This window comes from Curtobacterium sp. MCLR17_007 (assembly GCF_003234655.2).
GTDB lineage: Bacteria > Actinomycetota > Actinomycetes > Actinomycetales > Microbacteriaceae > Curtobacterium.
In genome coordinates, this window is the sequence record NZ_CP126271.1 from 871,585 (window position 1) to 885,111 (window position 13,527).

Below are 13,527 nucleotides of genomic sequence, written 5' to 3' on the forward strand. Positions count from 1 at the left end.
CCTACGGCTCGTAGCGCTCGACGTTCGTGACCTCGACCGCGATCTCCTTGCCGTTCGGGGCGGTGTAGCTCGTGGAGGCGCCGGCACGGAGCCCCACGATCGCTGCGCCGACTGGGCTGACGGGGCTGTAGACCGTCAGGTCCGAGCCCTCGGCGACGATCTCGCGGCTGCCGACCAGGAAGGTGGAGGGGTCCCCGGCGATGGTGGCGGTGACGACGGTGCCCGGTTCGACGGTGCCGTCGAACTCGGCTTCGGTCACGGTCGCGGTCTTCAGCAGGTTGGTGAGGACGCGGATGCGGGCCTCGATCTTGCCCTGCTCGTCCTTGGCGGCGTGGTAGCCGCCGTTCTCCTTGAGGTCGCCCTCTTCGCGTGCGGCCTCGATGCGGTTCGCGATCTCGGCACGGCCCGGGCCGCTCAGCTCCTCGAGCTCCGCCTTGAGACGGTCGTAGGCGTCCTGGGTCAGCCAGGTGGCCTGCGTGTCGTTGCTCATGATGGTCATCCCTTCGGCCATGAAAGAACGAGACCGACCGGAGCGGTCGATCTCGTCAGGCGAATCAGGGCAGTCTAGGGAACCCAGCAGGTGTGGATCAAGCCGGTCACGCCGCGTGTCGTCGTGTTGACGGTGGTCGTGATCGACCGCGTGCGCTCGGTTGCCGGAGGCAGCGTGACGACCTTCCACCCGACGATCGTGTACGACTTGTCGAGCACCTGGACGGCGCACTTCATGGTCTGGCCGGGGTCGACCGACACCTGCGAGTCGACGGTGGCGCGGTGCTCGGAGACGATCTTGTACCCGACGTCGTCGGAGTCGATGCCGTGCGAGGTCTGGCCGGGGCCGGCCCAGATCACCCAGGCGCCGAAGACCACCACGATCGCGGCCGCGACGAGGATCGCGACCAGCCGGGTCCGACGCGACCGGCCCGGGGTGCGGCCGTAGCGGTCGTCGAGGGTGGTGGTGGCGCTGGGGGTGGGGGTGTGTTCGGACAGTTGGGGGCTCCCGGGGTGGATATCCTGGTCCCAGGGTAGTTCACGTGCTTGCGTGTCCACCCGGGTCCCCGTTCGCCAGCAGTGAGGAACATCCGTGGCCTACCGCCTGATGGCCGTGCACGCCCACCCCGACGACGAGTCGAGCAAGGGAGCGGCCACCGCGGCGAAGTACGTGGCCGAGGGCAACCAGGTGCTCGTGGTCTCCTGCACGGGCGGCGAAGCGGGCGACATCCTCAACGACCAGCTCGGCGAACCCGCCACCAGCCGCGCGCACCGGGACATGGCGGGCTTCCGTCGCGGCGAGATGGCCGCGGCACAGGCGGCGATGGGCATCCAGCACGTCTGGCTCGGGTACCACGACTCCGGGCTGCCCGACGCCGACAAGGGGGAGACGGTCCGCCCGGGCACGTTCTCGACGGTGCCGCTCGAGTACTCCACCGAGGCGCTCGTCCGGGTCGTCCGCCGGTTCCGTCCGCACGTGCTCGTCACCTACGACGAGAACGGCGGCTACCCGCACCCGGACCACATCCGCACGCACGAGGTCTCGATGGCGGCCTGGCGGGACGCCGGCGACCCGACGAAGTACCGGGACGCGGGCGAACCGTGGCAGATCGCGAAGCTCTACTACGAGCGCACGATGAACCCGGTCCGCTTCCGCACGATCTTCCAGGCGCTGCAGGAACGCGAGCCGGACAGCCCGGCCGTTGCACAGCTGGGCGAGTGGGTCGAGCGGTTCGCCGACCGGCCCGACCTGTCGACGACCCACGTCGACGTGCACGAGTACTTCGACGCCCGCGACGCGGCGCTGCGCGCCCACGCCAGCCAGGTCCCGCCGGACAGTGCCTTCTTCCACCTGCCGAACGACCTCGCCGCCACGCTGTGGCCGACCGAGGACTACCAGCTGGTCGACGCCCGCGTGCCCACCGAGGTGCCGGAGTCCGATCTCTTCACGGGCATCCCGCCGGAACAGGACGACAAGGCGTGAGTCTCATCGCAGCGGTGCTCGCCGCCACCCCGAGCCCCAGCCCGACCTCCACGGTGCCGGACGTCGACGTCACCCCGGGCGTGGTCGGCTTCATCGCGATCGCCCTGGTCGCCGTCGTCACGATCCTGCTGGTCGTCGACATGACCCGGCGCATCCGGCGCACGCGCTACCGCGCCGAGATCCGCGACCGGCTCGAAGCCGAGGCGCGGGGCGAGTTCCACGACACTGACGAGCCCGCTCGTCGTGCCGACGAGGACGGCCGCGCCGACGTCGGCGACGACACCGAGCGCGGGTAGCCGCGCACAGGACGGACGGGAGGCCCGTGGCGATGCCGCCACGGGCCTCCCGTCCGTCTGTCGTGCGCCTGCGAGGTGTGCTCTCCCGCGGAGGGGGTCGAATCGTGCGTGGTTGGCCGGATCTTCCGGCCAACCACGCGCGGATCGACATCCCACAGCGGGCGTGACGGGACAGATCGCGCGCGGTCGGTCAGCGTACCGGGTCGATCGCGACCAGCAGGATGCCGGCCCACTGCGCGGCGAAGGCCGCGACGGTCAGAGCGTGGAAGACCTCGTGGAACCCGAAGACCGTCGCCGAGGGGTTCGGCCACTTGAAGCCGTAGACGACCGCGCCGATGACGTACGCCAGCCCGCCGGCGAGCACGAGCACGGTCATCGGGACGCTCGCGGCGAAGAGCTGCGGCAGGATGCCGAGCGCCGCACACCCGAGTGCCAGGTAGAGCGGCACGTAGAGCCATCGCGGGGCGTTGATCCAGAACACGCGGAACGCGATGCCGAGCAGGGCGCCGCCCCACATCACCCACAGCACCACGACCATGAGCGTGTGGGGCAGGGCGCAGACCGCGACGGGTGTGTAGGTGCCGGCGATGAGCAGGAAGATGTTCGTGTGGTCGATGCGCTTGAGCACCCGCTTGACCACCGGGCCCCACGGGAACCGGTGGTACGTCGCCGAGACGCCGAACATCACGAGCGAGGTCGCCATGAACACGGCCGAACCCGCCTTCGCCGCGGGGGTCGCCGCGAGCGTGACGAGCACGATGCCCATCGCCAGCGCGAACGGGAACGCTCCGAGGTGGATCCAGCCGCGCCAGGCAGGACGGTCGTCGGTGGACGTCGCTGCTGCTTCGGTGAACGGGACGTGGGGCAGGGTCTGGGGGTCCCGGTCGTGCTGCATGCCCCGACGATATGGCGGCCGGACGCTGCTCTGCTGGGAGTCCGCACCGAGGCCCGGTGCACTACGCTCGTCGCGTGACGGGCAGGCTGGGATGGGCAGGACGCGGGATCCTCTACCGCGCGTACCAGCAGCGCATCCGCAAGGAGATCGAGAACGCCCCGAAGCCGAAGCACGTCGCGATGATCGTGGACGGCAACCGTCGGTGGGCGAAGCAACTCGGCCTCGAGACCGCCGCGCACGGGCACCGCGCCGGCGCTGCGAAGATCCCCGAGTTCCTGTCCTGGTGCGACGACCTCGGCGTGCAGGTCGTCACGCTGTACCTGCTGTCGGCGGACAACCTCAAGGGCCGCGGTGGCGACGAGCTCGAGCAGCTCATCGACATCATCGCCGCGCTCGCCGACCGGCTGTCCCACCACCGCTCGTGGCGGGTGCAGCACGTCGGGTCGAACGACGGCCTCCCGGACGACCTGGTCCGCGCCCTCACCGACGCCGAGGCCCGCAGCGCCGACCACACGGGGCTGCACATCAACCTGGCGGTCGGGTACGGCGGGCGCCGCGAGATCGCCGACGCCATGCGCAGCATCGTCCGCGCACACGGCGAGGACGGCGGCACGCTCGACACCCTGGCCGAGGTCCTGACGCCCGAGCTCATCGGCGACCACCTGTACACGCAGGGGCAGCCCGACCCGGACCTGATGATCCGGACGTCGGGCGAGCAGCGCCTGTCCGACTTCCTGCTGTGGCAGAGCGCGCACAGCGAGTTCTACTTCGTGGAGGCCTTCTACCCCGACCTGCGCGAGGTCGACTTCCTGCGCGCGGTCCGCGACTTCGGGCTGCGGTCGCGCCGGTTCGGCGGCTGACCGCGTCGGCGGCTGACCGCGCCGGCGGCTGACCGCGTCGGCGGAGCTGCTGCGGCGGTCCGCGGTGCTCCGAGTGCGCGCAGCGGCGTGGGAGTCGCCCGGTCCGAGGCGTCCCAGTAGTCTCTCAGGGTTCAAGTTCCCCCGAAAGGTGCGCCCTGTGACCACGATCGACGAGTACGCGGCCGGCTTCGCCGAGGACCCCGGCTACCTCGACCACGCGGCGTTCGGCCCGGTCCAGACCGCCGTGCTCGAGGAACAGCGCGTCCTCGGGACCATCCAGGCGCACATGCGGTTCGGCGCGATGGACACGCTCGACGAGCAGGACGCCCGGGTCCGGGCCGTCGCCGCCCGGCTGGTCGGTCGGCGCGAGGACCAGGTCGTCTCGCAGACCGCGACGACGCCCGGGCTGCTGCACACCGCGTTCGGGATCACCGGTGGCGTGCTCGTCGCCGCCGACGACTACCCGTCGATGCCGCTCGCACTGGCCAGCGCGGCCTCGGCGACCGGTGGCCGCGTTCGTCCCGTCGTCATCGAGTCGGGTGCCGGTTGGGTGACACCGTCGCTCGTCCGTGAACGGCTCGAGGGAGCCGGCGACGAGGTCACCGCCGTCGCCGTCTCGCTGGTCGACTGGCGGACCGGGTACCTGACCGACCTGGCGGCGATGCGCGACGCCGTCGGTGACCGGCTGCTGATCGTCGACGCCATCCAGGGCTTCGGCGTGGTGGATGCTCCCTACGAAGCCGCGGACGTCGTGGCGACGGGCGGGCAGAAGTGGCTGCACGCGGGCTGGGGCACGGGGTTCGTCTCGTTCAGCGACCGTGCGCTCGACCGTCTGCGTCCGGCACTGTCGGGGCCGCACGGCACGACCGGGTGGCCCGTCGAGGTCCCCTCGGTCAAGCCCGGCGCCGCGGGATTCACCATGACCCGGATCGACCCGGTCGCCCAGGCGCGGATGGCGGTCGCCCTCGAACGCCTGACCGCGGTCGGGGTCGCCGCGGTGCAGGAGCGTGTGACCGACCGCGTCGAGCGGGTCTTCGCGATCGCCGACGAGTTCGGGCTCGAGGTCGAGTCGAGCCGCGACCCCGCCGAGCGCGCGGGCATCGTCGTCCTGCGCCCGTCCGAGGGACGGCTGACCGCACTGTCGGCCGCGCTGCACAACCACGGGGTGACGACGAGCACCCGCCTCGGGACCGTCCGGGTGTCGGTGTTCGCGTCGACGACGGACGAGACGCTCGACATGTTCCGCGACGCCTGCATCTCGTACGCCACCTCCTTCTGAAGCGCGCGAGCCGGGCCGCCGTCGACGGGCCCTGGACGCGAGCACACGCCCGACGGGAGGGCCGTGGCGGACCGGCACGGGGCCTCCCGTCCGCCGGTCGCTCAGGTCCCGTTCACGCGACCGTAACCGAGGAATCCGCGTGTCGCTGCCCACCTGTCGGTGGGCCGACGTAGCTTGACCACATCGGGCACCGCGCCCGATCGAAGCGGCCACAGTCGGTGCTTCGGGACCCGCTCCGTGGCCGTGTCGAGGACAAGGACCGGGCCCGTCGCGGCCCGGGGATGGAGTGGTCGTGACCTCTCAGAACGTCTCCCACGGAACCTCGTCAGCAGCGTCGACCTCGGCTTCGGCCGCGCGGTCGACCGACACCGTCCAGCGCACCTACGTGCTGGACACCTCGGTGCTGCTGAGCGATCCGCGGGCCCTGTTCCGCTTCGACGAACACGCCGTGGTGCTGCCCGTCGTGGTCGTCAGCGAGCTCGAGTCCAAGCGCAACGACCCCGAGATCGGGTACTTCGCCCGACAGGCCCTGCGCATCCTCGACGAACTCCGCATCGAGCACGAGCGCCTCGACTTCCCGGTCGCGGTCGGCGACGGCGGCTCGCTCCGGGTCGAGCTCAACCACTCCAACCAGTCGGTGCTGCCGTCCGGCCTGCAGCTCGGCGACAACGACTCGCGCATCCTGGCCGTCGCCATGAACCTGGCGAACGACGGCCTGGACGTGGTCGTCGTCTCCAAGGACCTCCCGCTGCGCGTCAAGGCGGCGTCGGTCGGTCTCGCTGCCGAGGAGTACCGCGCCGAACTCGCGGTCGACTCCGGCTACACGGGCATCACGGACCTGCAGGTGTCGGGCGAGCAGATGGCCGACCTGTACGAGCACGAGGAGGTCTCCTCCTCGCAGCTGGCCGGCGTCCCGGTGAACACCGGCGTCGTCATCCACTCCGAGCGCGGGTCGGCGCTCGGTCGCGTGCACGCCGCCGGGTCCGTGGGTCTGGTGCGGGGCGACCGCGAGGTCTTCGGCCTCCGCGGACGGTCCGCCGAACAGCGGCTCGCGATCGACGCGCTGCTCGACCCGGCGATCGGCATCGTCTCGCTCGGTGGCAGCGCCGGCACGGGCAAGTCGGCGCTGGCACTGTGCGCCGGACTCGAAGCCGTCCTCGAGCGCCAGCAGCACAAGAAGATCATGGTCTTCCGGCCGCTGTACGCCGTCGGTGGCCAGGAGCTCGGGTTCCTGCCGGGTGACGCCAGCGAGAAGATGAACCCCTGGGCGCAGGCGGTCTACGACACCCTCGGCGCGCTGGTGTCGGACAACGTGCTCGACGAGGTCGTCGAGCGCGGCATGCTCGAGGTCCTGCCGCTCACCCACATCCGTGGGCGGTCGTTGCACGACGCCTTCGTGATCGTCGACGAGGCGCAGTCCCTCGAGCGCAACGTCCTGCTCACGATGCTGTCCCGGATCGGGCAGAACTCGCGGGTCGTGCTCACCCACGACGTCGCCCAGCGCGACAACCTGCGGGTCGGTCGGCACGACGGTGTCGCCTCGGTCATCGAGCGACTCAAGGGCCACCCGCTGTTCGCGCACGTCACGCTGACACGGTCCGAGCGGTCGGCGATCGCCGCGCTCGTGACCGAGATGCTGGACTCGCCCGACCTGGCGTAGCGCGCCGCCGCCCGCCGGCCCGCCAGCCGCCGCGGCTGGTGCGGGCCGGATCCGCACAACAGAAACCGCCTCGAACCAGGGACTTCCGTGGTTCGAGGCGGTTTCCGTTGTGCGCCACCAGAACGCGCCGGCCGCCGTGGGGATGCCGGGACGGACGGGAGGCCCGGTGCCGGCTGGCACCGGGCCTCCCGTCCGTCCCGTGGTCGCGTCAGCCGTCGTGGCGGCGACGCGTGTCGGCTCAGTTCGGGTGCGTCATGCTCAGGACGTCGAGGGCCTCGTCGAGCTGCGCCTCGGTCACCTCGCCGCGCTCGACGTGGCCGAGGGCCACCACCGCCTCGCGGACGGTGACGCCCTGGGCGACGGCGTACTTCGCGACCTTGGCCGCGGCCTCGTAGCCGATGACCCGGTTGAGCGGGGTGACGATCGAGGGCGACGACTCCGCGAAGGCCCGGGCGCGCTCGAGGTTCGCCTGGAGACCGTCGACGGTCTTGTCCGCGAGCACCCGCGAGCTGTTCGCCAGCAGGCGGATCGACTCGAGCAGCGCCGTGCCCATGACCGGGATCGCGACGTTGAGCTCGAACGCACCGGAGGCGCCGGCCCAGGTGACGGTGGCGTCGTTGCCGATCACGCGCGCCGCGACCATGAGCGTGGCCTCGGGGATGACCGGGTTGACCTTGCCGGGCATGATCGACGAGCCGGGCTGCAGGTCGGGGATGTGCAGCTCGCCCAGCCCGGTGTTCGGCCCCGAGCCCATCCAGCGCAGGTCGTTGTTGATCTTCGTCAGGCTGACCGCGAGCACCTTGAGCGCGCCGGACGCCTCGACCAGTGCATCGCGTGCACCCTGGGCCTCGAAGTGGTCGACGGCCTCGGTGACGGGCAGGCCGGTGTCGTTCGCCAGCTGGGCGATGACCTGCTGGGGGAAGCCCTTCGGGGTGTTGATGCCGGTGCCGACGGCGGTGCCACCGAGCGGGACCTCGGCGACGCGGGGGAGGGTCGCGTTCACGCGCTCGATGCCCAGGCGGATCTGCCGCGCGTACCCGCCGAACTCCTGTCCCAGCGTGACCGGGGTGGCGTCCATCAGGTGGGTGCGGCCGGACTTCACCGCGTCGGCCCACAGCGACGCCTTTGCCTCGAGCGCTTCGGCCAGGTGCTCGAGCGACGGGACCAGGGAGCGGATCAGCGCCTCGGTCACGGCCACGTGCACCGAGGTCGGGAACACGTCGTTCGAGGACTGCGAGGCGTTGACGTGGTCGTTCGGGTGCACCGGGGCGCCGGCGATGTCCGAGGCCAGGGTCGCCAGGACCTCGTTCATGTTCATGTTCGACGAGGTGCCGCTGCCCGTCTGGTAGACGTCGACCGGGAACTGGTCGTGGTGCTCGCCGGCGATGATCGTGTCGGCCGCACGCTGGATCGCGTCGGCGACGCTGCCGTCGATGATCCCGAGCTGCCCGTTCACGACCGCGGCCGCACGCTTGATCCGGGCGAGGGCGACGATCTGCGCCGACTCGAGCCCGGTGCCGGAGATCGGGAAGTTCTCGACGGCACGCTGCGTCTGGGCCCGGTAGAGCGCCGAGGCCGGCACGCGGACCTCGCCCATCGTGTCGTGCTCGATCCGGTACTCGGCGGTCGTCTCGGTGGTCTCGGTCACGTCGTCGTGGTCCTTCCTGGTGGTGCGCCGACCGCGGTCGCGGCCGGGTGGTGGTCGTGGCGGGGTGGTGGTCAGGCGTCGCCCACGACGGTGTCGATCGACACTTCGCCCGTGGTCAGGTCGTAGGTCGCGCCGACGACGGCCAATCTACCCTCGGCGATGGCGTCCGACACCGCGCCGGAGCGCTCGAGCACGGCGCGCAGTGTGGCTTCGAGGTGAGCCGCGCCGATCGCTTCCTGGGGGATGTCGGCATCGGTCGCGCGGACGCGCTCGACGCTCGGCGTGATCGCGTCGACCAGGGCCTGCAGGTGCGGGGCCGGGACGGGTTCGCCCGATCGTGCGGCAGCGACCGCGCCGCACTTGGTGTGGCGGAGGACCACGACGAGCGGGGTGCCGAGGGCGACGACCGCGAACTCGATGGAGCCGAGGACGACGTCGTCGACGATCTGGCCGGCGTTGCGGATGGCGAACACGTCACCGATGCCCGCGTCGAACACGTGCTCGAACGGGACGCGGGAGTCGGAGCAGCCGAGCACGGTCGCGAACGGTGCCTGCGACCCGGCGAGCTCGCTGCGGCGTTCGGGATCGATGCGTCCGGTGCGGCGCTTGTCCGAGGCGAACCGGGCGTTGCCCTCGACGAGCAGGCGGAGGGCGTCGGCGGGGGTGGACGCGGCGCGGTCGGTCATGGGCTCGGCTCCTGGATGCTGCTTCGGGTGTCGGGTGTCGGGTGTCGGGTGTTGGGTGTTGGGTGTTGTGCGGTGCGGTGCGGTGCAGTGCGGTGCGGTGCGGTGCGGTGCGGTGCGGTGGGGCGTGCTGCGAGCGTGCGTCAGCCGAGCTGTTCGGCGACGGCTGCTGCCACCGTGCGGAACGAGCGGTCGTCGGCGGTGCCGGCCAGGACGACGGTGTTGCGTCCGAACGTGGTCACGAGGGCGTAGGCCTGGTTGCCGGCGTCCTTGCCCTCGTCGCGACGGTCGTACACGGTCCACTTCGTGCCGTCGATCGTGCGGCTTCCGGTGGCGGGGTGCCGGTCGAGCTGGTTCGCCACCCAGGTCGGGTTCGCCTTGATGCCCTGCTGCATGCCGATGTACTGCTTGTCGGGCGTCAGCAGGCCGACGGTCCACACGTCGACGCCGTCGGCACCGCGGTCCGCGTAGTCGGCCCGGTTCGACGTGTACGAGTCCGGCAGGTCCGGGACGGCGAGCGTCACGCCCGGTACCGCTGCCTGCGATGCGACCTGGCGGTAGTCGACGTCGCGGTCGACGGTCGTGCCGGGGCGGGCGACGACGGCGACGAGGAAGACGACGATGCCGAGCGAGGCGATCAGCGCCAGGACGAGGTTGAAGGCCGTCTGGTGCTGACGACGGGCCCGTCGGGCGGTGTCCTTGCGCGACCAGGTCTCTTCTGCCGTCTCGGGGCGACCGAGTTCGGCGACGATCGGGCGGCCGGTGTCGGGGTCGGTCATCGGGCAGCGCCCCCGTCGGTGGCCGAGGTGCCGTCACCGGAGGCGCGAGCGGCATCGAGTCGCGCCCGTGCGCCGACGAGCCATTCCTCGCACCGTGCGGCGAGGGCTTCGCCGCGTTCCCACAGCGTCAGCGAGCGCTCCAGCGTGGCGGAGCCCTGCTCGAGCTCGGCGACGACGCGCATGAGTTCGTCGCGAGCGGCTTCGTAGCTCAGGGAGCTGACGTCAGTCGGCTCGGACTGCACGGACTGTTCCTCGGATGGCACGCTCCGATCCTACCGAGCGCCCACCGACCCTTCCGTGCTGGTGCTGCGCCTGTGGAGAACGCGGTTCAGGCAGCGCCGTCCGGACCGGGCCCGTCGGGCTCGAGCGTTCCGGTCGCGGTGCCGGCGCCGAGCGTGACGCGCACCGGCGTCCGGCCGTCGAGGTCGGACGCCGCCCGGAGGACGGCTCCGTCCGGTGCCTGCACGATGGCGTACCCGCGACGCAGGGTGTCCCGCGGCGACAGCGCCCGCAGGCGTCCTGTCAGGTGCCCGACGTCGGCGTGCGAGCGTTCGATCCGCCGGTCGAGCAGTTCACGGGCACGGGACAGGTCGCGCGCGACCTCTTCAGCGCGGGTGTCGACGAGCCACGCGGTGGACGCCAGCGCCGGACGCGAGCGCAGGGCCGCGATCCGGTCGGCCTCGACGGAGAGCGTGTGCGAGAGCCGGAGCCCGATCCGAGCGCGCGCCTGGCGCACGTTGGCGAGCTCCTCGGCGACGTCGGGGACCACGCGCTTGGCCGCGTCGGTCGGGGTGGACGCCCGCAGGTCGGCGACGTCGTCGAGCAGCGGGCGGTCGGCTTCGTGACCGATGGCGGAGACGATCGGCGTGGTCGCGGCGGCCGCGGCGCGGACGAGTCCCTCGTCGCTGAACCCGAGCAGGTTCTGGAAGTCGCCACCGCCCCTGGCGATGATGATGACGTCGACGGTGGGGTCGGCGTCGAGCTCGAGGATGGCCGCGGTCACCTCGGGCACGGCGCGTTCGCCCTGCACCGCCGTGTGCACGGTGCGGAACTCGACCTGGGGCCACCGCAGCTGCGCGTTCCGCAGGACGTCCTTCTCGGCGTCGGAGTCCCTGCCGGTGACCAGCCCGATGCGGTGCGGCAGGAAGGGGAGACGCCGCTTGCGGGCGGGGTCGAACAGGCCCTCTGCCGCCAGGGTGCGACGCAGGCGTTCGAGCCGCTCGAGCAGGTCACCGAGCCCGACGTGCTTCATCTCGACGACCTGCATCGTCAGGGAGCCGCCCTTGACCCAGTAGTTCGGCTTCAGGGCCGCGACGACCCGGGCGCCCTGGCCCAGGTCGGCCGGGACCCGCGCGCGCACGCTCGACCAGATCGAGAACGAGACCGTGGCGTCGACCTCGAGGTCCTTGAGCTTGCCGTAGACGTTGCCGCCGGCGACGTTCCACTGCGTGATCTCGCCTTCGACCCAGGCCGTGCCGAGCCGGTCGATCCAGTCCCGCATCTTGGCGCCGAGCAGCGCAACCGGCCACGGGTCATCGGCCGTCGGGGGTCCCTGTTCGATCGCCATGTGCTCCTCCTGGTGGTGCGCTCCCATGGTGCCGGACACCGCCGACGCCCGCTGGCGGAGTGCCGCCGCCGTCCCGGTGGCGCCCAGGCCGTGTCGGTGCCGCTCACCTATCATCGGGGACGTGACGATCACGAACGGCCACTCGGTCCCCCTGGCCCCGCCGCGCAGCCCAGCGCCCCGCGGGCGGCTGCGGGACGAGCCGGTGTCGGGCGCCAAGAAAGTGCTTCTCGCGGCGCCGCGCGGGTACTGCGCCGGTGTGGACCGTGCCGTCATCGCGGTGGAGCAGGCACTGGAGCAGTACGGCGAGCCCGTCTACGTCCGCAAGCAGATCGTCCACAACGTGCACGTCGTCTCCACGCTCGAGCAACGCGGTGCCGTCTTCGTGGACGACGTCGCCGAGGTGCCCCGCGGTTCGCACGTCGTCTTCAGCGCCCACGGTGTCTCGCCCGCGGTCGTCGCCGGCGCCGCGGAGCGCGACCTCCACGCCATCGACGCAACCTGCCCGCTGGTCACGAAGGTGCACCGGGAAGCGACCCGCTTCGCCCGCGCCGAGCGCACCATCATCCTGATCGGGCACACCGGCCACGAAGAGGTCGAGGGCACGATGGGCCACGCACCCGACCGCACCATCCTGGTGAACGGCCCCGAGGACGTCGCCGCCCTGCAGGTCGACGACCCCGACAACCTGGTCTGGCTGTCGCAGACCACCCTCAGCGTCGACGAGACCATGGAGACGGTCCGGTTGCTGCGCGAGAAGTTCCCGACGATCGAGAACCCGCCGTCCGACGACATCTGCTACGCCACGCAGAACCGCCAGGTCGCGATCAAGAAGGTCGCCCCGCAGGCCGACCTGGTGATCGTGGTCGGGTCGGCGAACTCGTCGAACAGCGTGCGTCTGGTCGAGGTCGCGCTCGAGCACGGTGCCCGTGCGGCGCACCGGGTGGACTACGCCGAGGAGATCCAGCAGGCGTGGCTCGACGGCGTGGGCACGGTCGGTGTCACGAGCGGCGCCTCCGTCCCCGAGGAACTCGTGGACGAGGTGCTCGAGCAGCTCGCCGACGCCGGCTACGACAGCGTCGAAAAAGTCGTGACCGCACACGAGGACCTGATGTTCTCCCTGCCCAAGGAACTCCGCACCGACGCCGCGGGCAACCCGACCCGCGCGCTCGGCGGGCGGCGCGCATGAGTCGCGACGACTGGTCGTCGGTCCCGGCGCGCGACGCCGGTGCCGTCGCGGACGCCCCTTCCGGTCAGGAGGCCCGGCGCGCCTCCGCCACGGCGGCGTCTGTGCCCGGGTGGGGTCGCGTCCAGGGCCGCCCGGCGCCGCAGTACGGCGAGTACGCGCCCGCTGGCTGGGTCAACCCGGTGCTCGCCGAACAGGAGCGCGCCGAGCGAGCGACGGGGACCACACCGTCCCCGGCGCCGTCCTCGGCGTCCCGCCCCGCGGCACCGGCTCGCGACGGTGGCGGGCGACCCGCCACGACCAGGCGCCTCGGGGCGTCGCCCGGTGACCTCTTCCTCACGCTCATGCTGCTCGGGCTCGGCCTGTGGTCGGTCGTCGGGTACTTCCGCACGGGCCAGCTCGCATCGACCGTGCGCCGGGCGATCGAGCAGCAGTACACGGAGCTGTCGGACCCGTCCGTCCTGTCGACCGCGGCGAACGTCAACCTGGTCGGGGCGCTGGCGATCCTGGTCCTCACCGTGACGTGGACCGTCGCGCGGCTGCGTGCCGGCAAGCGTTCGGCCTGGGTCCCCGTGCTCGGTGGTGTCGTCGCGACGGTGTTCAGCACGGTCGTGTTCATGGTCGCCCTGTCCCACGACCCGGCCTTCGCCGCCTGGTGGGCTCAGCGCACCGGCTGACCGTGTCCCGTCCCGCCGGTCGACCGGT

Annotated in this window: 15 protein-coding genes; 7 read left to right on the forward strand and 8 right to left on the reverse strand. The window is 71.7% G+C overall.

Annotated elements, in window-relative coordinates; translation table 11 throughout:
* Nucleotide 1: 1 nt before the first annotated feature.
* Entirely contained in the window at nt 2–490 is a 489-nt protein-coding gene (greA, locus tag DEJ13_RS04260) for a transcription elongation factor GreA (RefSeq protein ID WP_056123870.1), read from the reverse strand.
* 74 nt (nt 491–564) lie between these two features.
* On the reverse strand, nt 565–1,047 hold the full coding sequence (locus DEJ13_RS04265) for a DUF4307 domain-containing protein (protein WP_284158137.1): 483 nt from the start codon (nt 1,045–1,047) through the stop codon (nt 565–567).
* A 34-nt stretch (nt 1,048–1,081) separates the two neighbouring features.
* Between DEJ13_RS04265 and mca the strand changes: the two genes are divergently transcribed.
* Together mca and DEJ13_RS04275 are read left to right on the forward strand one after the other, a co-directional pair.
* On the forward strand, nt 1,082–1,972 hold the full coding sequence (gene mca / locus DEJ13_RS04270) for a mycothiol conjugate amidase Mca (protein ID WP_111107245.1): 891 nt from the start codon (nt 1,082–1,084) through the stop codon (nt 1,970–1,972).
* Nucleotides 1,969–2,268 (forward strand): hypothetical protein, encoded by a 300-nt coding sequence (locus tag DEJ13_RS04275; RefSeq protein ID WP_111107246.1) that lies wholly within the window; start codon nt 1,969–1,971, stop codon nt 2,266–2,268. Before mca ends, DEJ13_RS04275 begins: the two co-directional genes overlap by 4 nt.
* Nucleotides 2,269–2,458: 190 nt before the next feature.
* Here the strand turns inward: DEJ13_RS04275 and trhA are convergent, their stop codons facing one another.
* Entirely contained in the window at nt 2,459–3,163 is a 705-nt protein-coding gene (gene trhA, locus DEJ13_RS04280; protein ID WP_111107247.1) for a PAQR family membrane homeostasis protein TrhA, read from the reverse strand.
* A 74-nt stretch (nt 3,164–3,237) separates the two neighbouring features.
* On the opposite strand from trhA, the gene DEJ13_RS04285 reads away from it, so the two are divergent.
* From DEJ13_RS04285 to phoH2, 3 genes are all read left to right on the forward strand, one after another.
* The gene (locus DEJ13_RS04285; RefSeq protein ID WP_235515483.1) at nt 3,238–4,023 is read left to right on the forward strand and encodes an isoprenyl transferase; all 786 of its coding nucleotides are present in this window, start codon (nt 3,238–3,240) and stop codon (nt 4,021–4,023) included.
* A gap of 157 nt (nt 4,024–4,180) precedes the next feature.
* Nucleotides 4,181–5,302 (forward strand): aminotransferase class V-fold PLP-dependent enzyme, encoded by a 1,122-nt coding sequence (locus DEJ13_RS04290; protein ID WP_111107248.1) that lies wholly within the window; start codon nt 4,181–4,183, stop codon nt 5,300–5,302.
* Between the two features lie 286 nt (nt 5,303–5,588).
* A complete protein-coding gene (gene phoH2 / locus DEJ13_RS04295) occupies nt 5,589–6,962 on the forward strand; it encodes an RNA 5'-3' helicase PhoH2 (RefSeq protein WP_181437064.1) in 1,374 nt (457 codons plus the stop codon).
* A 238-nt stretch (nt 6,963–7,200) separates the two neighbouring features.
* Here the strand turns inward: phoH2 and DEJ13_RS04300 are convergent, their stop codons facing one another.
* The 5 genes from DEJ13_RS04300 to xseA all read right to left on the reverse strand — a co-directional run bounded on the left by DEJ13_RS04300 (nt 7,201) and on the right by xseA (nt 11,639).
* The gene (locus DEJ13_RS04300; protein WP_111107249.1) at nt 7,201–8,610 is read right to left on the reverse strand and encodes a class II fumarate hydratase; all 1,410 of its coding nucleotides are present in this window, start codon (nt 8,608–8,610) and stop codon (nt 7,201–7,203) included.
* Between the two features lie 71 nt (nt 8,611–8,681).
* Nucleotides 8,682–9,296: a carbonic anhydrase gene (locus DEJ13_RS04305; protein WP_056122375.1), complete on the reverse strand. Its 615-nt coding sequence runs from the start codon at nt 9,294–9,296 to the stop codon at nt 8,682–8,684.
* Nucleotides 9,297–9,436: 140 nt separating this feature from the next.
* On the reverse strand, nt 9,437–10,072 hold the full coding sequence (locus DEJ13_RS04310; RefSeq protein ID WP_056122370.1) for a DUF4245 domain-containing protein: 636 nt from the start codon (nt 10,070–10,072) through the stop codon (nt 9,437–9,439).
* The gene (locus DEJ13_RS04315; RefSeq protein WP_111107250.1) at nt 10,069–10,335 is read right to left on the reverse strand and encodes an exodeoxyribonuclease VII small subunit; all 267 of its coding nucleotides are present in this window, start codon (nt 10,333–10,335) and stop codon (nt 10,069–10,071) included. The genes DEJ13_RS04310 and DEJ13_RS04315 overlap by 4 nt, the downstream gene beginning before the upstream one ends.
* 65 nt (nt 10,336–10,400) lie before the next feature.
* Nucleotides 10,401–11,639, reverse strand: a complete 1,239-nt coding sequence (gene xseA / locus DEJ13_RS04320) for an exodeoxyribonuclease VII large subunit (protein ID WP_056122367.1) — start codon at nt 11,637–11,639, stop codon at nt 10,401–10,403.
* A 121-nt stretch (nt 11,640–11,760) separates the two neighbouring features.
* On the opposite strand from xseA, the gene DEJ13_RS04325 reads away from it, so the two are divergent.
* Both DEJ13_RS04325 and DEJ13_RS04330 read left to right on the forward strand, forming a co-directional pair.
* Nucleotides 11,761–12,825: a 4-hydroxy-3-methylbut-2-enyl diphosphate reductase gene (locus DEJ13_RS04325; protein ID WP_502868725.1), complete on the forward strand. Its 1,065-nt coding sequence runs from the start codon at nt 11,761–11,763 to the stop codon at nt 12,823–12,825.
* Entirely contained in the window at nt 12,822–13,499 is a 678-nt protein-coding gene (locus DEJ13_RS04330; protein ID WP_111107251.1) for a DUF6264 family protein, read from the forward strand. Before DEJ13_RS04325 ends, DEJ13_RS04330 begins: the two co-directional genes overlap by 4 nt.
* The last annotated feature ends 28 nt before the right edge of the window (nt 13,500–13,527 follow it).

Bases quoted from the DNA above. Each gene is read 5' to 3' on its own strand.
- greA (WP_056123870.1), bottom strand. From the start codon at position 490: ATGAGCAACGACACGCAGGCCACCTGGCTGACCCAGGACGCCTACGAC.
- trhA (WP_111107247.1), bottom strand. From the start codon at position 3,163: ATGCAGCACGACCGGGACCCCCAGACCCTGCCCCACGTCCCGTTCACC.
- DEJ13_RS04305 (WP_056122375.1), bottom strand. From the start codon at position 9,296: ATGACCGACCGCGCCGCGTCCACCCCCGCCGACGCCCTCCGCCTGCTC.
- DEJ13_RS04310 (WP_056122370.1), bottom strand. From the start codon at position 10,072: ATGACCGACCCCGACACCGGCCGCCCGATCGTCGCCGAACTCGGTCGC.
- xseA (WP_056122367.1), bottom strand. From the start codon at position 11,639: ATGGCGATCGAACAGGGACCCCCGACGGCCGATGACCCGTGGCCGGTT.
- DEJ13_RS04330 (WP_111107251.1), top strand. From the start codon at position 12,822: ATGAGTCGCGACGACTGGTCGTCGGTCCCGGCGCGCGACGCCGGTGCC.